The 21,668-nt window shown below is 48.1% G+C and carries 23 protein-coding genes and 2 rRNA genes (1 of these 25 only partly in view); 15 read left to right on the top strand and 10 right to left on the bottom strand.

The genetic code is table 11. The features are described from left to right. The 5 genes from B5M13_RS17505 to B5M13_RS17485 all read left to right on the top strand — a co-directional run. Positions 1–2,260, top strand: a 23S ribosomal RNA gene (locus B5M13_RS17505) (it extends 568 nt beyond the left edge of the window). A gap of 143 nt (positions 2,261–2,403) precedes the next feature. After that, positions 2,404–2,515: ribosomal RNA gene (gene rrf, locus B5M13_RS17500) — 5S ribosomal RNA — on the top strand. Between the two features lie 124 nt (positions 2,516–2,639). Continuing rightward, the gene (locus B5M13_RS17495) at positions 2,640–3,131 is read left to right on the top strand and encodes a (2Fe-2S)-binding protein (RefSeq protein ID WP_080056893.1); all 492 of its coding nucleotides are present in this window, start codon (positions 2,640–2,642) and stop codon (positions 3,129–3,131) included. A gap of 2 nt (positions 3,132–3,133) precedes the next feature. Further along, entirely contained in the window at positions 3,134–5,290 is a 2,157-nt protein-coding gene (locus B5M13_RS17490; protein ID WP_080056892.1) for a xanthine dehydrogenase family protein molybdopterin-binding subunit, read from the top strand. Positions 5,291–5,365: 75 nt separating this feature from the next. Continuing rightward, a complete protein-coding gene (locus B5M13_RS17485) occupies positions 5,366–5,662 on the top strand; it encodes an antibiotic biosynthesis monooxygenase family protein (RefSeq protein ID WP_080056891.1) in 297 nt (98 codons plus the stop codon). A gap of 76 nt (positions 5,663–5,738) precedes the next feature. Here the strand turns inward: B5M13_RS17485 and B5M13_RS17480 are convergent, their stop codons facing one another. Then, complete coding sequence (locus B5M13_RS17480; RefSeq protein ID WP_080056890.1) at positions 5,739–6,101, bottom strand: hypothetical protein; 363 nt, start codon at positions 6,099–6,101, stop codon at positions 5,739–5,741. Positions 6,102–6,420: 319 nt separating this feature from the next. On the opposite strand from B5M13_RS17480, the gene B5M13_RS17475 reads away from it, so the two are divergent. Continuing rightward, on the top strand, positions 6,421–7,503 hold the full coding sequence (locus B5M13_RS17475; RefSeq protein WP_080056889.1) for a Gfo/Idh/MocA family protein: 1,083 nt from the start codon (positions 6,421–6,423) through the stop codon (positions 7,501–7,503). A gap of 90 nt (positions 7,504–7,593) precedes the next feature. Here B5M13_RS17475 and B5M13_RS17470 read toward each other — a convergent pair whose 3' ends face one another. The 9 genes from B5M13_RS17470 to B5M13_RS17425 all read right to left on the bottom strand — a co-directional run bounded on the left by B5M13_RS17470 (position 7,594) and on the right by B5M13_RS17425 (position 14,750). Then, positions 7,594–9,249: a D-alanine--D-alanine ligase family protein gene (locus B5M13_RS17470; protein ID WP_080059967.1), complete on the bottom strand. Its 1,656-nt coding sequence runs from the start codon at positions 9,247–9,249 to the stop codon at positions 7,594–7,596. Between the two features lie 186 nt (positions 9,250–9,435). Next, on the bottom strand, positions 9,436–9,702 hold the full coding sequence (locus B5M13_RS17465) for a NifU family protein (RefSeq protein WP_080056888.1): 267 nt from the start codon (positions 9,700–9,702) through the stop codon (positions 9,436–9,438). A gap of 195 nt (positions 9,703–9,897) precedes the next feature. Continuing rightward, complete coding sequence (locus tag B5M13_RS17460) at positions 9,898–10,086, bottom strand: hypothetical protein (RefSeq protein ID WP_080056887.1); 189 nt, start codon at positions 10,084–10,086, stop codon at positions 9,898–9,900. A gap of 558 nt (positions 10,087–10,644) precedes the next feature. Beyond that, a complete protein-coding gene (locus tag B5M13_RS17450; protein WP_080056885.1) occupies positions 10,645–10,959 on the bottom strand; it encodes a helix-turn-helix domain-containing protein in 315 nt (104 codons plus the stop codon). Then, entirely contained in the window at positions 10,956–11,543 is a 588-nt protein-coding gene (locus tag B5M13_RS17445) for a hypothetical protein (RefSeq protein ID WP_080056884.1), read from the bottom strand. Before B5M13_RS17445 ends, B5M13_RS17450 begins: the two co-directional genes overlap by 4 nt. 11 nt (positions 11,544–11,554) lie before the next feature. Continuing rightward, complete coding sequence (locus tag B5M13_RS17440) at positions 11,555–11,944, bottom strand: hypothetical protein (protein ID WP_080056883.1); 390 nt, start codon at positions 11,942–11,944, stop codon at positions 11,555–11,557. Positions 11,945–11,948: 4 nt separating this feature from the next. Beyond that, complete coding sequence (locus tag B5M13_RS17435) at positions 11,949–12,209, bottom strand: hypothetical protein (RefSeq protein ID WP_080056882.1); 261 nt, start codon at positions 12,207–12,209, stop codon at positions 11,949–11,951. An 81-nt stretch (positions 12,210–12,290) separates the two neighbouring features. Further along, positions 12,291–13,058, bottom strand: a complete 768-nt coding sequence (locus B5M13_RS17430) for a DUF7192 family protein (protein ID WP_080056881.1) — start codon at positions 13,056–13,058, stop codon at positions 12,291–12,293. Positions 13,059–13,175: 117 nt separating this feature from the next. Then, a complete protein-coding gene (locus B5M13_RS17425; RefSeq protein WP_080056880.1) occupies positions 13,176–14,750 on the bottom strand; it encodes an AAA family ATPase in 1,575 nt (524 codons plus the stop codon). Between the two features lie 269 nt (positions 14,751–15,019). Between B5M13_RS17425 and B5M13_RS17420 the strand changes: the two genes are divergently transcribed. The 9 genes from B5M13_RS17420 to B5M13_RS17380 all read left to right on the top strand — a co-directional run bounded on the left by B5M13_RS17420 (position 15,020) and on the right by B5M13_RS17380 (position 21,618). Further along, positions 15,020–15,637, top strand: a complete 618-nt coding sequence (locus B5M13_RS17420) for a ParB N-terminal domain-containing protein (RefSeq protein ID WP_080056879.1) — start codon at positions 15,020–15,022, stop codon at positions 15,635–15,637. Continuing rightward, complete coding sequence (locus tag B5M13_RS17415) at positions 15,616–16,341, top strand: AAA family ATPase (RefSeq protein ID WP_080056878.1); 726 nt, start codon at positions 15,616–15,618, stop codon at positions 16,339–16,341. Before B5M13_RS17420 ends, B5M13_RS17415 begins: the two co-directional genes overlap by 22 nt. Next, positions 16,266–16,742 (top strand): GNAT family N-acetyltransferase, encoded by a 477-nt coding sequence (locus B5M13_RS17410; RefSeq protein ID WP_155297278.1) that lies wholly within the window; start codon positions 16,266–16,268, stop codon positions 16,740–16,742. Before B5M13_RS17415 ends, B5M13_RS17410 begins: the two co-directional genes overlap by 76 nt. Before the next feature lie 12 nt (positions 16,743–16,754). Continuing rightward, complete coding sequence (locus B5M13_RS17405) at positions 16,755–17,201, top strand: hypothetical protein (RefSeq protein ID WP_155297277.1); 447 nt, start codon at positions 16,755–16,757, stop codon at positions 17,199–17,201. Beyond that, positions 17,198–18,646, top strand: a complete 1,449-nt coding sequence (locus B5M13_RS17400) for a PBSX family phage terminase large subunit (protein WP_080056875.1) — start codon at positions 17,198–17,200, stop codon at positions 18,644–18,646. The genes B5M13_RS17405 and B5M13_RS17400 overlap by 4 nt, the downstream gene beginning before the upstream one ends. A 132-nt stretch (positions 18,647–18,778) precedes the next feature. After that, complete coding sequence (locus B5M13_RS17395) at positions 18,779–19,804, top strand: hypothetical protein (RefSeq protein ID WP_080056874.1); 1,026 nt, start codon at positions 18,779–18,781, stop codon at positions 19,802–19,804. Further along, positions 19,797–20,276 carry a hypothetical protein gene (locus tag B5M13_RS17390; protein WP_080056873.1) on the top strand — a complete coding sequence of 160 codons (480 nt, stop codon included), beginning with the start codon at positions 19,797–19,799 and terminating at the stop codon, positions 20,274–20,276. The genes B5M13_RS17395 and B5M13_RS17390 overlap by 8 nt, the downstream gene beginning before the upstream one ends. Further along, positions 20,276–20,806, top strand: coding sequence for a hypothetical protein (locus B5M13_RS17385; protein WP_080056872.1), 531 nt, complete (start codon positions 20,276–20,278; stop codon positions 20,804–20,806). Before B5M13_RS17390 ends, B5M13_RS17385 begins: the two co-directional genes overlap by 1 nt. A 5-nt stretch (positions 20,807–20,811) precedes the next feature. Then, positions 20,812–21,618: a hypothetical protein gene (locus B5M13_RS17380; RefSeq protein ID WP_080056871.1), complete on the top strand. Its 807-nt coding sequence runs from the start codon at positions 20,812–20,814 to the stop codon at positions 21,616–21,618. Positions 21,619–21,668 lie beyond the last annotated feature (50 nt).

Genomic DNA, 21,668 nt, shown 5'->3' with positions numbered 1-21,668 from the left:
TGGGGTGACGGCGTGCCTTTTGCATAATGAGCCTACGAGTAACCGTCACTGGCGAGGTTAAGATCGTTGACGATCGCAGCCGAAGCGAAAGCGAGTCTGAACAGGGCGAGCAGTCAGTGGGGGTTGACGCGAAACTGGGTGATCTACCCCTGGCCAGGTTGAAGGGAGGGTAAAACTTTCTGGAGGACCGAACCGATAAGCGTTGAAAAGCTTCCGGATGAGCTGGGGGTAGGGGTGAAAGGCCAATCAAACTCAGAAATAGCTCGTACTCTCCGAAATGTTTTTAGGAACAGCGTTCAGTGTTACTGTTTGTGAGGTAGAGCCACCAACAGGATGCGGGGGAGTCACATCCTACCAACTTCTGATGAACTCCGAATGCGCAAACAGGTGCTGGGCAGTGAGGGGCAGGGTGCTAAGGTCCTGCTCCGAGAGGGGAACAACCCAGACCATCCTCTAAGGTCCCCAAGTGTGTGCTAAGTTGAACAAAGGCGGTCCGGCTGCTGAGACAGCCAGGAGGTTAGCTTGGAAGCAGCTATTCCTTTAAAGAGTGCGTAACAGCTCACTGGTCGAGCGGGGCGGGCGTCGATAATAACCGGGCATCAAGCACATCACCGAAGAGATGGATTGCACACATGTTGTGCGATGGTAGGAGAGCATTCTATAGGGGGTGAAGCTGTCGCGTGAGCGGTGGTGGACCGTATAGAAAAGCAAATGTAGGCATAAGTAACGATAATGGAGATGAGAACTCTCCACACCGAAAGGCTAAGGTTTCCTCCGCGATGGCAGTCATCGGAGGGTTAGTCGGGGTCTAAGGGGCAGGCGAATGCCGGGCCCTGAGGGGGAACAGGTTAATAGTCCTGTACTATCTATGCAGGGGAGTTGATGACGGAGTGCCGGGGTGTGTAGGTCCTGACGGAATAGGGCGTTGAGCAGAGGTTTCGGCCGAAGCGAACACATGAAGGGGCTTCCAAGAAAAGTCAGCTGTCGTTAAGCGCATAGATACCCGTACCGCAAACCGACACAGGTAGCCGGGAAGAATATTCTAAGGTGCGCGAATGAATCATGGTTAAGGAACTCGGCAAGATGACCCTGTAACTTCGGGATAAGGGGGGCCTACCCAGCGATGGGAGGCTGCAGAGAAGAGGCCCAGGCGACTGTTTACCAAAAACACAGGACTCTGCCAAAATGAAAGTTGACGCATAGGGTCTGACACCTGCCCGGTGCTGGAAGGTTAAGAGGGGATGTTAGTCGCAAGGCGAAGCATTGAATTGAAGCCCCAGTAAACGGCGGCCGTAACTATAACGGTCCTAAGGTAGCGAAATTCCTTGTCGGGTAAGTTCCGACCTGCACGAATGGTGTAACGATCTGGGCACTGTCTCAACCATGAGTTCGGTGAAATTGTAGTAGCGGTGAAGATGCCGCTTACCCGCCACGGGACGGAAAGACCCCGTGCACCTTTACTACAGCTTAACAGTGAATGCCGGTCAGGCATGTGTAGGATAGGCGGGAGGAGTTGAAGGGGCGTCGCCAGGCGTCGTGGATCCAACCTTGAAATACCGCCCTTGGCTGACTGGCGTTCTAACTCCGGGAAGGAGGACCCTGTTTGGTGGGTAGTTTGACTGGGGTGGTCACCTCCGAAAGGGTAACGGAGGTTTCCCAAGGTTGGCTCATGCCGGACGGTAATCGGCAGGGGAGTGCAATAGCAGAAGCCAGCTTGACAGTGAGGCCAACAAGCCGATCTGGGACGAAAGTCGGGTATAGTGATCCGGTGGTTCCGCATGGAAGGGCCATCGCTCAAAGGATAAAAGGTACGCCGGGGATAACAGGCTGATCTCCCCCAAGAGCTCACATCGACGGGGAGGTTTGGCACCTCGATGTCGGCTCGTCACATCCTGGGGCTGGAGAAGGTTCCAAGGGTTCGGCTGTTCGCCGATTAAAGTGGCACGCGAGCTGGGTTCAGAACGTCGTGAGACAGTTCGGTCCCTATCTGTGGTGGGCGTTGGAATACTGCCGGGATCTGTCCTTAGTACGAGAGGACCGGGATGGACGTACCGCTGGCGAGTCGGTTGTTTGGCCGCAGGCACGGCCGAGTAGCTACGTACGGATCAGATAAGCGCTGAAAGCATCTAAGTGCGAAACTGGCCTGAAGATGAGTGTTCCTTAGTAGGGGTGTTGTAGACGACGACGTTGATAGGCGGCAGGTGTAGGCGTAGAGATGCGTTAAGCTGAGCCGTACTAATGGCCCCAACAGCGTGTGCATGTTGCTTTGTGAAGTTCTGATTGGTGTTTAATGCGTGAGGCTGTGTGGGTAGGTTGATGATTGATATCTCTTTCTGTGGGGTCTTTGAAACAAGGCAATCTAGAATATATAGGTCAGTGTAAAAGCTGATAAAGAGTCAATAGGTTGGTGCTGTTAAGGCGGGTGAACACCTCTTTCCATCCCGAACAGAGCCGTTAAGCCCCGTACTGCCGATGGTACTGCTGTCACAAGTGGGAGAGTAGGTAGGTGCCACCTTTGAAATTGCAAGGCCTGTCCACTTGGACAGGCCTTCGCTGTTTTATGGCCATTCAGAATAAGTAGAGAAAGAGAACTAGCTTCTTTTATTACATTCGCTTTACTGTGTCAATCCAGCATATTCATGGCTCTCTTCAAACTACTCGTAAACGGTCGTAATTATCAGGCTGATGTTGATCCCGATACTCCTCTTTTATGGGTGCTGCGCGATCATTTTGGTTTAGTCGGTACCAAATACGGTTGTGGTATCGCCCAATGCGGTGCCTGTACTGTTCATCTAAATGGGGAAGCAATCCGTTCCTGTGTGTTGCCAGTCTCCGCAGTTGGTAAATCGAAAGTTACAACGATTGAAGGCCTCTCTTCCGATGGAACACATCCCGTTCAACTGGCTTGGGATAAGGTAGATGTACCTCAATGTGGCTATTGCCAGGCTGGCCAGATCATGACGGCGGCTGCACTTCTTAAACGTAATCCGAAACCTACCCAGTCCGAAATTGATGAAACCATGACAGGTAACCTCTGTCGGTGTGGTACTTATCATCGAATTCGCGAAGCTGTAAAGTTAGCTGCTGAGCATCCTGTATCGGGTTCTTCTAAAACGCCAAAAACGAAATAGTCATGCAAACGATCGCTAATACTAATCGGAGAAACTTTCTGAAAATTGCTTCGCTCGCTGGAGGAGGTTTGGTTTTAGGCTTTAATTGGACAGGCGCTGATGCCGCTACGCCTTTAATGGAGGCTGGAACGACTGCTGTGCCGGGCGTTGACTTCAACAGTTATTTATCAATTAATCCGCAGGGAATTATCACCATATTATCGCCTAATCCTGAGGTTGGGCAGGGTATTAAAACGGCTTTCCCGATTATTGTAGCTGAGGAGCTGGATGCCGATTGGACGAAGGTAATTGTTGAACAGGCTCCACTCGATACCAAAAAATTTGAACGGCAGGTAGCCGGAGGGAGTGGCTCGATCCCGCATTCCTGGAAACGGTTACGGGTAGCTGGCGCAACTGCCCGCCAGATGTTGCTGCAAGCTGCGGCCAAACGCTGGAACGTCCCTGTTTCCGAGTGTTCTACGGCTAAGGGTGTAGTATTGCATTCGGCCAGTAATCGTCAGTTGAGTTATGGTGAGTTAGCTACTGAAGCCGCTCAAATACCGGTGCCGACTGATGTGAAACTTAAAGAAGTTAAGGATTTTAAGTTAATCGGTAGCACTGTTAAGAATATTGATAACCCGAAGATTATCACAGGTAAGCCACTTTTTGGCCTGGATTTCTACCGGGAAGGCATGGTGTTTGCTATGTTGCAGCGACCCGCTTTTGGGTATAAACTGAAGTCGTTGGATGCTACTGCCGCAAAAGCTATGTCAGGCATTATCGATGTAGTTACGTTCGATAATAATGTGGCGGTTGTTGGTAAGTCGACCTGGCAGGTGAAAAAAGCTAAGGATGCGCTCAAGATTGAGTGGGAAAAAGGTGATGCTCTGGAAAGCACTGCCGACCATAATCGGCTATTCAAGGAAATGCTGGATAGTTCGGAAGCTACCGTTCGGCGGAAGGATGGTGACGTAGAGACTGCATTTAAAAATGCAGCTAAAGTCATAAAGGCGGAGTACCAATGCCCTTTCCTGCCGCATAATCCGCTGGAGCCGATGAACTTTTTTGCGCATGTCCGCCCCGACGGCGTTGAGCTGGTTGGGCCTACACAAACGCCTGAGCTGGCTCGTAATGAAACGGCCAAGCTGTTGGGTATATCGCCCGATAAGGTGACTGTGCAGCTGACCCGGATGGGGGGCGGTTTTGGACGCCGACTGAAGGCCGATTACGTACTTGAAGCAGTACAGGTGTCAAAACTGGTAAAAGCGCCTGTAAAGCTCATCTGGACACGGGAAGATGACATGACAGGTGGGAGTTATCGGCCCGCAGTTCGCTATCGGTTCGAAGCCGCTTTAGATGCGCAGGGAAACATGATTGGCTACAAGCTTCGTGGAGTAGGGATGAATGAGGCTAATGCAACGCGCCAGGATAATTTCCCATCAGGAGCTGTTGATAACCTGCTGATTGATAGTGTATACCATAAGTCGCCGATTACAATTGGCCCATGGCGGGCACCGGTTACAAATTTCCTAGCTTTTGCAGAACAATCGTTTTTAGATGAGGTGGCCCATGCTGCCGGCAAAGACCCTGTACAATTTCGACTGGAATTGTTAGAGAAAGCTAAACAAAAACCAGTTGGGGAAATCAAATACGACATCGACCGGATGATTGGTGTGATAAAGCTGGCTGCTGAAAAATCAGGCTGGGGTAAAAAGAAAGGGCCAGACGGAAAACTCCTTGCCCAAGGCTTCAGCGTCTATTTTTCGCACCGGTCGTATGTAGCTCAGGTCGGGGAAGTAGTGGTGCAAAAGGGTAAACCGGTGCTGCAAAAAGTGTATTCGGCGGCTGATTGTGGCGTTGTCGTTAACCAAAGCGGTGCTCAGCAACAGGTTCGTGGTTGTGTGGTCGATGGTGTTGGGCATGCCATGTATGGCAATATTACGTTTAAAGACGGTGTACCGCAGCAGAAGAATTTTAATGAGTATCGATTGATTCGATTGGCTGAGATACCAGAAGTCGAAGTGCATTTTGTCCAGAATGAAATCGAGCCGACTGGCCTTGGAGAGCCATCCTTGCCACCTGCTGGAGCCGCTGTTGCCAATGCGATCTTTAAAGCAACTGGTAAACGGTTGCGTAGCCAGCCATTTGTCGAACAGGATGAATTCAAAGGTGTATCCTAAAAACTCTGTTATTGAATAGAGTCGACAGTAGCCTAGTTTAATTTTTTAGTTTCCTCACGTTTAACCTGTTAACCCATGTACGCACGCATTATCCAATTTCCTTTAAAGCCAGAAAGTATTGATGAGGCCGTAAGTTATTTTCAGAATACGGTTGGACCTGCCCTACAAAATCATGAAGGTTTCCAAAGCAGTCGGATGTTAAGTAATTCAGAAACAAATAAAGGATTGATGGTTACACTCTGGGATACGGAAGCCAATCGACAAGCCGCTGAAACCAATGGGTTTTTGCAGGGTGTTATCAAACACATGAGTAACTATTTTGCAGGGCCACCTATCATTGATTATTATGAAGTCAATGTACAGGTTCCTTGACCTGTATACCAATGGATTGATACACAAAAGCCCAGATGATTTGCAGCTGGGCTTTTGTGTATACTGATTGTGTTGCTTATTGCATTGCAACAATGCGGGTTACTTTCTGAACGGGTGCTGGCCCTAAGGTAATCTGTTTAATAATGCTGCCTTCATCGGATTTGAATTCTAACTCATAGGTACCATCTACCAGGTCATCAACATTCAACTTCACAGCGTAGGTAGACTCATTTTTACTTAGGCTCCGGCGAAACAAGACTTCATTACTTCTATTCCGAAGTATAATCAGAACTGGTTTTTCGCTACCCTTATTGACGGCAAGCCGAATTTGGTTATTGGCGGTAACGAATGCACTTGCATCGAACGAAAGGCCTTTGGGCGTAGTTGGGTTAGTAAAGGTAGAAGCGCTGATCAGAATGGATGCGACAACTTGGCTCATTAGTGTTAACATGGCTGTATTGTGTTTAGTAGTTTAAAGTGGTTGCTTACTGTTCATAAGTACCAATCCAAAGGGTATGCCAACTAGGTAACTTTCTGATATTTAATGCGTTATATTTAATGGTATGCTTGTGCCATGTCCGCAACTGGACAAACTTTGTACAAAACCGGACAAAACTATTATTGACGTTTTGAACGAATGCTTGCCTGCAGACATCTGGACATGGGTGGATTATATGACAGGAGAGAAGCAGAGGAAAATGAAAACATACACTATTTTTGCGGCCTCTGAGTTGTTTTCACAGGTATAAATCAACATTATGTCAAGTTCTGCTAAACCCCTTCGGGTACTCGTTGTCGGTTGCGGCAACATGGGAGCATCGCATGCAATTGCCTATAAAACTATCGGTGGTTTCGACATTTGTGGAATCGTTTCGACCGGAAATAGTAAGGTCGTCTTGAATGAACGTTTGGGTGGAGGGTACACCCTTTACAATGATTATAAAACCGCCCTTGCCACGACTAAACCCGATGCCGTCTGCATTTCCACCTATCCCGATACGCATGAATCGTTTGCTATTATGGCGTTTGAGCAGGGCTGCCATGTGTTTATGGAGAAACCAATAGCCGATACGGTTGAAGGAGCCAGACGCGTTATGGAGGCTGCACAGCAGGCCGATAGAAAGCTGGTGATCGGGTATATCTTACGGCATCATCCCTCCTGGGAGAAATTTGTAGAAATCGCCCAGCAACTGGGGAAACCGCTGGTGATGCGGATGAATCTCAATCAACAGAGTCATGGAACTATGTGGACCGTGCATCGGAATTTAATGAAAAGCCTGAGTCCGATTGTTGATTGTGGTGTTCATTATATTGATGTCATGTGCCAGATGACTCGTTCGAAACCGTTACAGGTCAATGCAATAGGTGCCCGGCTTACGAATGATATTCCGGCTGATAATTACAACTATGGCCAGTTACAGATTCGTTTCGAAGACGGTTCGGTGGGTTGGTACGAAGCTGGTTGGGGGCCTATGATGAGTGAAACCGCTTTTTTTGTGAAGGATGTTATAGGGCCTGATGGCTGTGTGTCGATTGTGGCCAAAAATGCAGGAGCGGCCGGTAAGTCAGATAATGTCGATTCGCATACTAAGACGGAATCGTTACGGGTCCATCGCGCTAAACTTGATGAAAATGACCAGTTTACTGAGGCCGATGCCTGGATCGATATGCAGGATGAACCAGACCACCAGGAGCTATGTAATCGGGAACAACGCTACTTTTTGAAAGCTATTCAGGAAAATCTCGATTTAACGGATCATATGCAGGACGCAGTCAATAGTTTGCAAATTGCGTTTGCCTGCGACGAATCTGTACGGACTGGACAGCCAGTTATGCTGTAATATGTTAAGCCGTATAGCCATTGATAGGTTCATCAACGATGCAAATCCAGGAGCTACACCGCTTCGCAAATGAACCTATCAACGGCTATCCTATTGAACCAAATAGCGCTCTGTGATGTGACGAGTGCGTTCGGTCGTTTCGACAAGCAGAGGGTGCCTTGGCTGACTGAGGGCAGTTTCTAGGTCGGCAATAGTATCCTTAAAAAGCAAATTGACCGGGATTTCGTGAAATTCCTGTTTGCTTTTGATGTAGGTTAGGGATGGACGGACGGTACCCGAAGCGGCTAGTTCGTTGTATTGCAGTTTGGCTGCAATAAACTGCTCATCGCTATCGCCAAACGAAATAACGCGCTCCGGTAATGGATTTGCTTTGCGAGTGGCTAACTGAGCATCCAGATTAGCCAGTAGGCTTTTGAGGTGGAAGGTGTCTTTTCCGGTGCGAATACGCTCCCGCAGGGATTGCCGAATCAGATAAGTCAGTGAATTGGCCAGGTTGAGACCAATTTCGGCCATCTGCTTAAAGATGAGCGACGAAGGCGACATACCGGGTATGGTGTTAGGATCGTGTAGCAAGACATCGCCAGACGGGGTCAAAAAACCATCAATTCGCGCATAAACATTTATACCTAATCGGGTAAAGACCTGCTCGACCGCCAACTGAATTTTGCGATTATTCTCTAAGCTTGTCTCAACAGGTATACGTTTCTTAGTCGTGCTGAGTTTGTATTTGGATTCAAAGTCGAAACTCGTCACATTGTAAATCTCGGTTGGCGGTAGGGCAATAGCAACCTGGTCGTCGTCCTGAATAACCCCACAGGAAAACTCCTGACCACTAATAAATTCCTCGAAAAGCACTTCATCTTCGGCATTCAGTGCAGCAAGGCTAATGCTTGGGCCGTTTTGAAGAGCGTCGAGTTTTGCAATAAAATCCGTAGGATGATTGATCACTTCGCCCGTTTGCTCAATAACAACCGGAAAGCTAATCCCCGAATCCAGGCTAACCATTTTCTGGGCCAGCTCTTGTTTTTCATCCGACGATAAATGGCTCCATTCGCTCAACGTACTCCAACCGTCGGGTTGGATGTTCATAGTGAAGAAACACTGCTCAACAGCCCGACAGAACTGCTCCAGATCATGTTCACGCACAATAGCTACGCCAATCGATGAACCTTGGTGTGGCGCTTTAACAACAATCGGTAAGCCTAAATGCTCCGTTAGCGATTGAAAGAACTGGGCTTTGTCAGCTTGTTCATAGTCATCCCGGCTAATCGTCGCCGTTTTTTTCTGCTGCCCATTCGCCAGGGCTATCAGTTCGTTTTGCAGAATTTTGTTGATACCCACAGCCGAACCAGCCAGACCTGGACCTGTGTAGGGCATGTTATACCATTCAAGCAATCCCTGAATCGCTCCATCTTCGCAGTTGGGACCATGCATGGCTAAAAAGGCCAAATCGAAATGATCTCGGAACTGTTCAGGGCGTATTTCGGGTAAAGCTGAATCAAGCGCATTAGGGCTTAGTGATTCGTCATAAACTGAAAATCCAGAATTATCTTGTGGCAGCGCATCCCGAAGCGAAGGGGCTTGTAGAAATTCAGGGGTAACGAGTCTAAAACGACCACGCCCATCTACGAAAATTAAAACCGGCTCAAACAGGCCTTTATCTAAATTTGCCAAAGCTGTGCGGCCACCCGCAAATGATACCTCGCGCTCCCGCGCTGGACCTCCAAAGAAAATGCCTATTTTCACTGAATTGATGAGAATGTACAGGTGCAAAGAAACAAAAAAAACGCCTTTTTTGGCGTTCCAGATTACTATCCGAATAGCTTACGAAAGATGATAAACTCGTCCCCTTATCAGCCACAGGTTTGGGAGCCTATAACTGATAAGGGACCTATTAATGTGCAAAGTATAAAGGTAAAACCGCAAAATCGTCTAAAAAGCTGGAGTAATATTAACAGCTTCGACTTTAGTAATTTCAGGTACAGCCCGTAAGATAGCTTCCTCTAACCCTCCCTTGAAAGTCATTGCCGACATAGGACATGAGCCGCATGAACCAATCAATTCGAGCCGAACGGTCTTATCGTCAGTAACTTCCAGCACTTTCACATTGCCACCATCGGCAGCCAGATAAGGGCGCATGCTATCGAGGGCACGTTCTATTTTCGTAATCAGTTCGTCGTTGGTAACTACCGTTTCCATTAAAAAGTTGATTTACGGTAAATTTACTATTACCGTTCTATGTGTTTGCAAATCAAAGGGTTAGGAAAAAGACACTAAAACATTACTAAAACAAGCATTCGAGTTTCTTTGTTCCTTCATGCAAGTTAAGAAAAAAACAAACCCCGACCGCAACCGGGCCGGGGTGTAAAGACTTCACCTTTTACAGATTAATGATTATGCTAGGGCGACATCCTTATTGATGATTATTAACCTTTTCGCATGAAGCTCGTTTTTTAGGTCGCTCAGTTGTTTGCCTGCTTCGTCAGATGCAGCGATAAATTGCTCCATTGTCACTTCGCCTTGCACTAATTTCTGAGCGTATTCATTTACAATGTCACTCCAAATAGAATTCAATTCGCGCATACATATTCTTCGTTTAGTTTTTGAACCTTTCAACTCTACTTCGTAAAGACTGTGAAGGGCCTTTTCGCAACTGCTTTTTGCTTATCAATCTATCAACTTCAACGTTAATACATTCATCGCCTTGTTGCCTTTGAGTGTTAAGTTCGTCTTTATCCTTGTAATAATAAGCGCAACCTTTTGTTTTGTTATACCAAGAGTATAAGCCAGAATGATATTGTGCCATTATGGTAATAATTGAATTTTTGTCAGTGTGTAATACTTAGCAGTACTTACTCACCTGAAAGATGGAGTTTTACGTAGTAACCTAACTGGTCTTTCTTCCATACAACACACCAGACTTCATACGAAAGTCCGTAAAATTCGTCCTGTTGTTGCTCTGTAAGGTTGATGATCCTGGGGTCATCTTCGCTAAACATATCAGCCAGAGAAAATAAGTCATTTACTCGTGGAACAAAGGGCATTGGGTCTAGCCAAAGGTTAGGGAAAGACCTAGTATCGGTATCCGCTCCGCCCCAACTTACCAAAACTCGTATTGTGTTATTATTCTGACTCATTTGTTTAATTTTTTACTGATTCTGTGGACCGAGAACCTTCATCAAGCCATGCTAATAATTCAGAACGCCGAAACGTCAGGCGGTTGCCTCGTTTTTTGTGCGGGATTGTTCGTTCTGCTACAAGGGTGTAAATGCGAGCTTTGCTTAGGCGTGTTACTTCCATCGCTAAGTTGATACCGCCAATTTCACTAGAATCTGATTGGTTATACTTGCTTTGAAGCAGCCTTAAGATTTGCTCATTTTGAAATTCTATCCGGCTCAATACAGCACCCATAATAGCAAAAGGATTCTCAGTAATAATTTCTTTGCCTTGCGTCATTGCTCGCTCAGTTTAGGGGTTGCGTATTGTATGGCGACTAGGTTGCTGAGTTTAGCCCGTTGGTAGACGCGGTGAGCCGTTACCGGATTGGCACCTACTGGCGGGTTAAGCATCCGTTCGATTTCCGTTTCTACCGCTTCGGCGTTTGCGTATAGGGATACCTGTTCACGGCAGATGTGTCGTAGCTTAGCCAGTAGCTCAGAATCCATTTCCCGGATGCAGGCTAGTTTGCCGTTCTGGTTGTCGATCAATAGAAAATTGATTCGTCTGCTGATTGAACGAAGCCAGGGGCCTCGTTCATCGCCAATCATTTTAAACACGTTCATCGTATACAGCAACGTCAGCGGGGAGTTCTGAAACGTCAGACAGATGAACGGAATGTCCCGGAAGTCGCTAAGCGCGACGGCCAGCGTAGCCTGCCCCCAGATTGGCAGATCGGCAGCAATATCGTTGCTGTATAAGATCAGGTGCAGGCCATCGGCAAAGGTTGCCAGTACTGGCCCTTCGGCATGATCAGGATAGGGGTTTTCTATTTGGAACGGTTCGTTAACCGCGAGCGTCAATTCTGGATAATAGATTTGCATGACTATAAAAATTAAAACGTTACTGGTTTAGGGAAAATGCTGAGTAGTAGCTTCTCGAAGAAATCAAGGTCGGTCAGGTCGAACGTACCGCGATAGAATACCGTCTGCCTGTATTCTGATACTTCTTTGTTGCTGAAAGGATTCTTGATAAATCGGTCGATTACAACAAAGCGTTCATGTGTAGGCTGTTCGCCGTCAAAGAGCGAATGAACCCAGATGCGCCGGTCTTCGGTAGCTGAGAACGAATAAAGTACCGGGTTGGGTAATCCGGTTTCCTCGTCGTCTTCGGGCTGGATAAAGCCGTGATAGGCGGCACGATCAACGAACTTGGCATAAGCGGCCATAATATTGGCTTTCGGCTTTACCAGTTGAAAGGCGGGTGTTTGGTTCTGGTTTTCCATTGTCTTAGGCGTAAACGGGTTGAACGATTGAATTAATAATGGCCTGTGTCAGCGTTTCCTGTACGACAGGAGCCAGCGGCAGCATACGAACGGGCGAATACCCACGGCTAATTACTTCGTCGGTGCGTAGGTTGATCGACAGAAGATCCCGGATAGTTGGTTCGTAGTAGGTCACTAAGTAGCCGTTGTCGGTCACGGCTTCAATCCGGCCCGTGTACAGGGCTACACAATCGCCGAGGTCAATACTGAATGTTACTGTGTACATCGTGTTAATCTGTTTGGAGTTTAAAAGTAGTATTAATATTACCCTGCCGGGTAAAGTGATACCCGGCAGGGGGGGGGAGGGTTAAGAATTAAGAAGCTGGCCTAGTCCGATAGCAGACAGGTATTCATCAAAGGGGTAGCTATACGCTCTATCGTATCGGTTGAAATACATTGACGGGAAAATGATTGCTTCTTCGCTTTGCGGGACTACCTGCTCAACCATATCCGAGCAATACGAATAGCCCGTAACCCTTGCTCTGTAGTAGTTGTCAATCGTATCGCATACGGCAGTCGAAAAGAAATCATTATTTAAAATAACACCAGCGAAAACGGCCATATTGACAGGCTCTGAATATTCCTTAATGGGCGTCCGAAACAGGATGCGGTGTCTATCTTTTTTGTTGTAGAAATCAGCAGTTGCAGTAATCCGGCAGCGTAACCCCTGAGATTCGAGAATGTCAATCGCCTGTAATACGTTGGCGTAGTAATAAAAAACCTTATAGTCTTCTGTTCGGCTCGGTCTGCCGATGCGAATGGTAACATCAATAAATTTGGACTGATCGAACTGAGCATCGTAGTTAAACATACACTCAGGCTCTCCGCTCAGGTATAGGCCGACATCAACAAAGTCGCCAGCTACGTCGTAGCTTGGGTTTAGGCGCTCAGGTAAGGCAAGTTTGCAGTTTTTGCGAATAGCGAGAAATCGTTTCAGTGTCCATTCGTCGCCGACCAAACCTAAGTCGGCTGTGTATTGATCACAACCGGAAAGCTCAATCAGTTTAGCAATCGATAATTCGCCTAAATCGTTAACGTAAGCGCGATTTAAAAGCTGTTGGGTAAATGCGGCCATTGTGTTAATCTGTTTGGTGAAAGAGTATGTACAAAGATAATAGTAGTATTACTATTGTCAAGGGGAATAGCTAGAAAAATAATATTAATATTACTTTTCTAGCTACAACAAAACAGATTACTTTTTGTAGAAACGAGCAAACACGGCCTTTACTCGATCTGCCTGCGATGCGTTGATGCCTTTAATGATTCGGGTTTGCATTACATACTGCGGGGTACAACCGGCAGCTAGGAGTTTTCCGCCCTGAATGCTGGCGCGGGGGCTAATGACTATCCGCTCGTTGGCTAACTCTTTACGCACAGCCTGAACGAACTGGCAGAACGTTTTATCAGGCGAAAGGGCCGTTTCCAGCTTTTCATCATAACCGAACTCAATAACAGAAAAACGGTCGAGTGTTGCGCTGTCTAGCTGATTGCGGCCTACATATTCGCGGCTGGCTCCTGTTCCGAACGTATTGGCGCAGGCGATCAAAACGAAATCCTCATGCTTGCGAATCATTCCGTCAGCGAAAGCGCAATAGTTATTTGCCAGAGCCGAGTTAAGAACCGCAATAACGTTCGGGTTGCCAGCGTCGATTTCATCCAGAACAAACACCCCGCCATTCTCATAGGCTACCCGGAACTCAGTGCTGACAAAGTTGCCGTTTGCATCCATATAGCCGAGTAGTTCAGACTTCGAGGTTTGAGCGCAGACCGATTTACAGTAGAAATCCAACGCAAGGGCTTGAGCTACATTCTCGCATACGGTCGTCTTACCTGAACCGGCTGGGCCAACTAACATAACGTGGTCACGAACGGCAACGTGTTTCAGAATGTCCTCAAACCGTTCATGTACTAGGCCGTCAACCTGTACAGCGGCTTTGTCATTGACTTTTACGTGAATGGTTGTCGTGTTGTTCTGAACTTCCTGCTTGATTTGTTTCAGAAGCTCGCCGTACTCGTACAGTTCGTTATTCAGTATGTTGTGGATGCCTTTCGTTTCTTCTTTTACGGCATCCTGAATCATTTGCGCAACCTGTGCAGGGTCAATCTGAGCATTACCCGGCTTAGGAGTTAAACCGGCCAGCAGTTTAGCCAGTTGACGGGCTGTTTCTTCGACATTATCAACATCGGTAGGAACCATAGCAATATTCGCAACCGGCGCAGGATTAACAGCAACATCGACAGTCTTAGCGTTCAGGTGGTTCTGCCATTCTACCTTTGCAGCTTCAAACTGTTTGTTACCCGCTTCATTGTTTGGGTAGTTTCTCCGATGTTGCCCTGCTGGCTTTTCAGGGCGTGGATTGGCTAGGACATATTCAGTCATGGCGGCATCAAACTCCTCCTCGTTCTGGAAGTCCATACGCCGGGGAGCTTTCGTTTTCGGCTTATCAGGAATAGCAACCACTTCGGGCGCTGCATTCGCTATTACTGACGTTTCAGGCTCAGGCGTTACTACTGGCACTTGTACCGTAGTGGCTTTTACTTTCGTGGCAACTGACTTCTTAGGAGTATCAGCAGTTGTTCCGTCCTGTTGTGCCTGTTGTGCTTTCCAAGCGTCATAGATTGAACGACGACCGCCTTTAGGATTGATAGGCACACCTAAGTGACGGGCTAAGTCCATCCATTCACCGGGTACGTCCTGCAATCCGGTTGCTGCTTTGTATTCTTCTACTGAATTGAACTGACGGGCGTTGATAATTTGAGCGTTCATGATGTTAATCTGTTATAAGGTGATTGTTAGTCGGGTGTTTCCCCGTTTGCTTGTTGCAAAGTTAATATTAATATTACTATTGTGTCAAGGGTAATACTGGGATTTTTTCGAGGAAAATTGAGGATTCTTTGCGCCCCACTGATTCAGAAGAGGTTAATTATGCGGTTTTTGCTGCCATTTAGTTTGTTTAGGCAAAGTTTTGAGATGCCCCGATATATTTTGCATATAGTAATATTAGTATTACTTTCGGGTGTTAAACGTTTTTATGTATGAATCTGGTTATATCGCCCACCCTGGACAAATTACCTCGGATTGATAGTAACGATCTGGAAGACTTGCAGGGCAACCTAAAAGACCTCAGTAAGAGCAATTACACGAAGCTGAAACACTCGCTCGAAACAGAAGGGTTTTTATTCCCGCTGTTTGTCTGGAAAGAGCCTGTTTACGGTGTCATGTATTCGTTTGACGGACATCAACGCTTGCGGGTTATTCAGCGCGAAATCCCTGGCGGCATTGAATTGCCGTATATTCTCGTTCATGCCGAAACCCGCGAAGAAGCAAAGCGTAAGCTACTGCTGTTTAACTCGCAGTATGGCGAAGTCACAAAAGACGGATGGGACGAATTTATTGCTGACATGGGGGATGCCGTCGATTACGTCAATGAACTAACCACTTTCGGCGGGTTTCTTGATGAGAACTGGACACCACCGGGCAACGACACGACCGACGAAACAAAAGACGCGGGTTCTGCTGGCTCTGGCGGCTCAGCGTCTTCGGGAGATTTTACGTACCGTATCGAGGCTATTTGCGTCTCTGAGCGTGAGCAGGAAGAATTGTACAACGAACTAACCGACCGGGGATTCACATGCAAAGTTTTGACATTGTAAGACGATCTACGCCCCCGCAATCGTTCCGGGTTGCGTCCGTTGTTGGTACGTTTGATCTGCAATCCGAAACGACCGAAGAACGATTTACGGGGGTTATTGACCCGCCGACAGGCTGGCAGGTTGGCCTGATCGTCGGTGCATCTGGTACGGGTAAGACGACGATAGCCAAAGAACTATTCCCGGATGCGTACATAACCGCATTCGAGTATGGCAAGCCGTCAATACTGGACGACATGCCGGGGCATTGTTCCGTTAGTGAGATTACCAGCATGTTTAATGCCGTTGGGTTCAGTTCGCCACCGTCGTGGCTCAAGCCGTACGAAGTGCTGTCTAATGGCGAAAAGATGCGGGTTGACCTGGCTAACGCCTTGCTCAGAAAAGACAGCCTGATTGTGTTTGATGAGTTCACATCTGTAGTCGATAGAACGGTTGCTCAGGTTGGCAGTTATGCCGTTCAGAAAGCAATCAGACGTTCTGATAAGCAATTCATTGCCGTAACGTGTCACTACGACGTAGAACAGTATCTGCAACCGGATTGGGTATTCGATACCAATACAATGACGTTCAGAGTGCCGGAGGTCACTGATGCGGGAAAGCCGGAGCCGGGACAACACCCGGCCTCTTCCATATCGACATCTATGCTTGTGAGGGGGCTATCCGTAAGCGTGAGCTATGGAAGGCGTTTAGCAAGCATCACTATCTAGCTCATTCGTTCAATGCCTCGTCCTGGGTCTATGTCGCAACCGTCAACGGCCAGTTAGCTGCGTTTCAGGCCGTGATTAACTTTCCGCATGCGGCCATCAAAAACGGCGTTCGGTTGCATCGTACGGTTGTATTACCGGCATTCCAGGGTATCGGGCTTGGGGGTATCCTGACAAAGCATGTGGTCGATATGTACCATCGCAACGGACATAAGATTTTCACGACGACGACACACCCGGCCCGGATTAAGCAGTTAAGTAGGTCGCCGGATTGGGTCTGTACGCACAAAGGTCGGGTAAGTCCAAACGGAAATACATCGACCAAATCGACATCATTCAAGAAAAGTAACAGTAGTTCCCGTATTACAACTTCATGGAAGTACGCACCGGGAAAAGGTAAGTAAACGACTACGGCAATGGCACGTAAAGCAATTGTAATCGACTGGGAAGAAGTTAATAGGTGTTTGCGCTGCATGGTTGACGGGCCAGAAATAGCGGCCAAACTCGGCATTTCGGATGATACCCTGTACCGGGCCTGTAAACGTGAGCATAAAATGCTCTGGCAGAACTACGCTGCGAAAGTGTATGCCAGTACCCGGCAGTTGTTACGTGAGCAGCAGATCAACCGGGCAGTTGGTTACAAGCGAAAGGTCAGTAAGCCGTTCAATACCGCGAAGGGGATTGTTTTCAAGGATGTCATTGAATACGTCGAACCATCCGACCAGATGCTTAAATGGCTCGGTATCCAGTATCTGAATCAGAGAGACAAAGCCGACGTAACGCTTGATATACCAGACTTCATTATTGTGAACGATAGCGACGAAGACGAACCCGACGACGAGGAAGAATTAAACGACGAATGAGCCGACCGCAAAAGCGCGAAACTCCGTTACCTCCTCGTATTGATACACCCGAACGCTCGGCCAGTGGACTACCTAAAAAAGTCAAGGTCGGGCAAAAGGTGTATACCCAGCGGCCTAGTCCGATTATCGACATGCGCAACATGCGGCACAAGCTGCTGCGTGTGTATCATGAGCTGAATCAGGCTGCGGGTAAGACTGACTACGTAATCAATTACGGCTCTGGCGGTTCGGGTAAGTCATTTGCTCAGGCTCAGCATTTAGTGCGTCGTCTGCTGACGAAGAAGCACAAACTGTTAGTCATTCGCAAGTTTGCTACCTCGCTGAATGACTCGGTAATTGAGCAGTTTAAAGCCGTTGCGCTGCCGTTCTTTGGACTGCGCGAAAATGTTCACTGGACGTACAATGCGAGCCGTAAACTGATCAAGTTTGCCAATGGCTCGCAGATTATTTTCAAGGGCTTAGATGACGCTGAGAAGTTTAAAAGTATCGTCGGTATTTCGCTGGTCTGGATCGAGGAAGCTACCGAGATACAGGAGAACGAATTTAACATCGTCAATGACCGTATTCGGGGTAAACGTCCGGTACAAATCTACCTGACCTACAACCCGATCAGTGAGCGGCACTGGCTGCGGAAAATGTTCCACCATAAGGACAACCCGCGCGAAGGTATTGACGATCAGACGCGGGTTATCTTTAGTACGTATCTGGACAATCCATTCGTCGGCGATAAGTACATCCGCCGAATGGAATGGTATCGGGAGAATGACCCCGACCACTACCGGGTCTATGGTCTTGGTGAGTTCGGTATCATTCGCCCGGACAACCCATACTTCACCGCCTGGAAGCCGTCCGTATTTGTTGGCGAAACGACCTATAACCCGATGATTCCGGTTTATGTGTCGTTCGACTTCAACTATAACAACTCGTTTCTTATCAGTCAGCACTACGACGGTCGTTCTATTCAGTATCTGGAAGCCAAACACGGCGGGGGCGATCTTCAGGAACTTTGTAAGTACATCGCCCAGAAGTACGGACGTAATCAGATTTACTTCACCGGGGACGCATCCGGCAATGCCCGATCTGCCTACACAAAAGGCAATGTATCCGCCTGGACGCTGATTCGTAATTACATGGCCGAAGCCGGGGCGATCTACTGCGATTATGAACGGGTGCCGAAGGCTAATGCCAGCCATTCGAGTTCACGGCATATCTGTAACGCGCTTTTGATCAGGTACGGTAGCAAAATCATTATCGACCGGATTCATTGCGGTATACTGATTGATGACATCGAACGGATGAAAGCCAACTCGGACGGAGGGCTTGACAAGCATGATGCTGATAAGAACAATTACGGTCACGTCGGGGACTGTTTCCGATACGATCTAAATAATTTTGAGTATGACACTTACAAATCACTTGGTATTGAAAAAAAACAGGTAGCTTAGAGCATTAATTATAAATTAAATTCCCGGCTAACTGCCGGTTTTTTCGTAACTATTTGAGTAATAGTAACATTACCTTTTACGTGAGTATTATTACTTTTTTGTCTAATTAAGCACAATGTTTTGCGTGATAATATGGCAAACGAAACGTTAAATGCATTTCGGCCTCTGGTTGGACTTCGGGGCGTCGATGATACGGCCAGCAGTTGGGTTAACGATCTGGCCGGGTTAAGCACTGAACTGGTAGGCGATCTGGCTCTGCCGTCTGACCTGCTAGGCGGGGTTAGCTACCCCGAAGCTGCCGTCTGGGAAGGCGTTCACCGCAATGCCTGCGAACGCTTGCAGAATGAAGTGCTGCTACAACTAAGCGAGAACTACGACTTTCAGCCGGTTATCATGCGAACGCTGGAACCCTCGCGTAAACGACCGTTCGTTACCAGCCCTATGCAGGACGGCGTATTTCTGGCTACGCTGGTAACGATACCACACACGCCGAATGCAACGATTAACCTGCGCTCGCTGACGGTATCGGTTCCGGTTCTGCCCGGTAATCAACAGGTAACGGCCAGCGTTCGGGTCTATGATCTGGATGCGCAATCTCAGCTTTACGCGGCCCCTCATGCCTTCGATGCAGGCATTAATACAATTGAGCTAAACGAGTCCTACCGAACGGTGCTGATGGAGCCGTTGCAATTGGTTGTGATGGTCGATGCGTCACAATTATCACTTCATGCGCTCAATGTGTGCTGGAACGATTGTGACAATGACGGTGTGCTGATCGAAGGCAAACGCACCATAAACCCGGCAAATCTGGCCGATACCCTGCTAGACGAAGAAATCTATATCGCACTCGATATAGAAGTAACTCGCTCGCTGGATAAGCTGCTGCCTCGCTACGCAAAGGACATGCAGACCGCCTACGCCTATCTGTGTGGCTCGCTGCTGATGACCGAGAAGTTAGGGACACCGAACCTTTCGGTTTTTACCCTGTCGAATGCTGTCTTTACCGAGCGCATGGAATCGCAGCTCAGCAATGAATTCAAACGCGCTTTGCGTCCAATCGTACGTCGTATATCGAACGATCTGCTACGAAAGGAAGCCCTTACGGTTCCGACTGCAACCCCATCAGAAGTGACTTATATCAGCGGCTCCTATGTTTGAGTTTGATGAGTCAACCGCAATAGCCGACATTCTGGCCGCGCAACAGTCTATTCTTCGTATTGAGCAGGCCCGGCCTGTGATTGCGCAAAATACGGCGCAGCATGCCGTGAATCTGGTTCGTGACCGGATTCAGTTGCGGGGCCAGAATGCAGACGGCGACCCGATGATCAGCCAAAGCCCGAAGCGTACCGGACGCTATTCGGAGCGATACGGCAAAGTTCGGCAGCAGGAAGGGCTGCGGACTGATCTGATCAATCTAACCTTTACGGGCGAACTGCTTAATTCTTCGTCCTGGGGTGTACTTGAAGGCGATATTGACGAGTTCGGGGGCGGCTTTCTGAATGACGACATGAGCCAGCGAGCCGAACACCTTGAAGACTATTTCGGCCCCGTATTCATTATGTCCGACGAAGAACAGCAGGAAAGCGCCGATTATTTTTCAGAACAGATTAACGATTTAATGCGTGTTTGATGAATGATTTTTTACTACTCCAAACCATTGATGCCGAACTGGAAAGCATAATTGCACCCAATGTTCGCGCTCAGTTCGCTGGCCGGGTACAGCAGTTCTACGACCCCCGGCAGAAACGTCCGGCTCTGGTGCGTCAGGATGCCGATACCGGGAAAGCAGTCCAGTTTACCGTCGATACGGTTCATTACGATGTGCAGATAGCACACCGCATGATTGGCGGTCAGCCGGTCAAAGGCTCCATGCGCTGGGGCTCGCGTCAGGAAGTCGCGTTTAACCTGCGGTGGTCGATGATGGTAGCAACCCGGTTGCCGGAAATCATGCCGTCGTTCCTGCTGGCATTCTCGGCGATGACTGAACTGGCAATCAATGAGTTCAGTACAGACACGTTAGCCGTCCTGAAACGTGAATTCCTGTTTATCCCCGACCAGAAAACAGCCTACGACCCGGCATTGCAATGCTTCTCGGTTGATTATCAGATGCTGAACGTATCTGAGGATGTTTTTAAATCGCTAATAAGTAATCAGTTATAATTAAAATGAATACTAATACTGTTCACCCGGAATTTGACAAAGCCTTATCTATGGGGCATGTCGTTCCGGTATTGTTGCCGAATGGCGAACCCTTCATTATCGAGGGTATTCAATTCTATCAGGCCAGCGACGACGGCGTAAACATGTATCAGGGGCGGCTGATGTCGTTTACTGACGTTATTGAAAAGCACAACCGGCTCAAGCTGGATGAAACCACGTTACGCGCCTATTTTACGTCGATTGCCGAAAGCGCAACGCAGGCAATTCTGCAACTGTCGTCAGACCCCGAACAGGCGGTCAAATACCTGACAGACATTGCAACCCTTTCCAGTTTCGGCCAGCAGCGTCTCGACCTGTACGAAGAAACGTCAGAACTCAACGTCGGCAGCAACACGGCGCGGGTCTATGAACTGGCATCGATCTGGTTCTTTTCTTCGGACGAAGACCCGGCGAGTCACGACCCGGTGAAAGGCAAGCGAAATGTGATGCTGATGCTGAAACGCCCTGAGCTGTACGATTTTTTTTTACGTATGCGGCTCAACCGATTCGCGCCCTTAGCGTCGGCCTCCGAAGAAAATACCCTGAATGCTATCCGGGCGATACGGGAAGCGGATTACAATCAGTTTCTGCTATTCACGCAGAGCCTATTGCGGTTCAAAATGAATGGAGCAAATCCAGCTATGACGCAGCGTTTAGAGTCGCTGCTGGCGACCCTGAACGCTTACGATACCTGCTACGATCAACTGTTGAAGACGCTCACAACTACATGGCCGCGCACATCCGAAAACAACAGTATGATGCCGAGCAATTAGAAAAGCAGATAGAAAAACAAAAGGCCGCAGGCTTGCGGTAACACTCTGAA

This window comes from Spirosoma aerolatum, from assembly GCF_002056795.1.
In the GTDB taxonomy this organism is placed as follows: domain Bacteria; phylum Bacteroidota; class Bacteroidia; order Cytophagales; family Spirosomataceae; genus Spirosoma; species Spirosoma aerolatum.
This window is presented reverse-complemented; position numbering and strand designations above follow the sequence as displayed.

Excerpts from the sequence above, each read along its gene's own strand:
- B5M13_RS17450 (WP_080056885.1), bottom strand. The coding sequence starts at position 10,959 with ATGACGCAAGGCAAAGAAATTATTACTGAGAATCCTTTTGCTATTATG.
- B5M13_RS17385 (WP_080056872.1), top strand. The coding sequence starts at position 20,276 with ATGAATGATTTTTTACTACTCCAAACCATTGATGCCGAACTGGAAAGC.
- B5M13_RS17485 (WP_080056891.1), top strand. The coding sequence starts at position 5,366 with ATGTACGCACGCATTATCCAATTTCCTTTAAAGCCAGAAAGTATTGAT.
- B5M13_RS17490 (WP_080056892.1), top strand. The coding sequence starts at position 3,134 with ATGCAAACGATCGCTAATACTAATCGGAGAAACTTTCTGAAAATTGCT.
- B5M13_RS17460 (WP_080056887.1), bottom strand. The coding sequence starts at position 10,086 with ATGCGCGAATTGAATTCTATTTGGAGTGACATTGTAAATGAATACGCT.
- B5M13_RS17415 (WP_080056878.1), top strand. The coding sequence starts at position 15,616 with ATGCAAAGTTTTGACATTGTAAGACGATCTACGCCCCCGCAATCGTTC.
- B5M13_RS17425 (WP_080056880.1), bottom strand. The coding sequence starts at position 14,750 with ATGAACGCTCAAATTATCAACGCCCGTCAGTTCAATTCAGTAGAAGAA.
- B5M13_RS17390 (WP_080056873.1), top strand. The coding sequence starts at position 19,797 with ATGTTTGAGTTTGATGAGTCAACCGCAATAGCCGACATTCTGGCCGCG.
- B5M13_RS17445 (WP_080056884.1), bottom strand. The coding sequence starts at position 11,543 with ATGCAAATCTATTATCCAGAATTGACGCTCGCGGTTAACGAACCGTTC.
- B5M13_RS17405 (WP_155297277.1), top strand. The coding sequence starts at position 16,755 with ATGGCACGTAAAGCAATTGTAATCGACTGGGAAGAAGTTAATAGGTGT.
- B5M13_RS17465 (WP_080056888.1), bottom strand. The coding sequence starts at position 9,702 with ATGGAAACGGTAGTTACCAACGACGAACTGATTACGAAAATAGAACGT.
- B5M13_RS17475 (WP_080056889.1), top strand. The coding sequence starts at position 6,421 with ATGTCAAGTTCTGCTAAACCCCTTCGGGTACTCGTTGTCGGTTGCGGC.
- B5M13_RS17420 (WP_080056879.1), top strand. The coding sequence starts at position 15,020 with ATGAATCTGGTTATATCGCCCACCCTGGACAAATTACCTCGGATTGAT.
- B5M13_RS17495 (WP_080056893.1), top strand. The coding sequence starts at position 2,640 with ATGGCTCTCTTCAAACTACTCGTAAACGGTCGTAATTATCAGGCTGAT.
- B5M13_RS17480 (WP_080056890.1), bottom strand. The coding sequence starts at position 6,101 with ATGAGCCAAGTTGTCGCATCCATTCTGATCAGCGCTTCTACCTTTACT.
- B5M13_RS17380 (WP_080056871.1), top strand. The coding sequence starts at position 20,812 with ATGAATACTAATACTGTTCACCCGGAATTTGACAAAGCCTTATCTATG.
- B5M13_RS17430 (WP_080056881.1), bottom strand. The coding sequence starts at position 13,058 with ATGGCCGCATTTACCCAACAGCTTTTAAATCGCGCTTACGTTAACGAT.
- B5M13_RS17440 (WP_080056883.1), bottom strand. The coding sequence starts at position 11,944 with ATGGAAAACCAGAACCAAACACCCGCCTTTCAACTGGTAAAGCCGAAA.
- B5M13_RS17435 (WP_080056882.1), bottom strand. The coding sequence starts at position 12,209 with ATGTACACAGTAACATTCAGTATTGACCTCGGCGATTGTGTAGCCCTG.
- B5M13_RS17395 (WP_080056874.1), top strand. The coding sequence starts at position 18,779 with ATGGCAAACGAAACGTTAAATGCATTTCGGCCTCTGGTTGGACTTCGG.
- B5M13_RS17400 (WP_080056875.1), top strand. The coding sequence starts at position 17,198 with ATGAGCCGACCGCAAAAGCGCGAAACTCCGTTACCTCCTCGTATTGAT.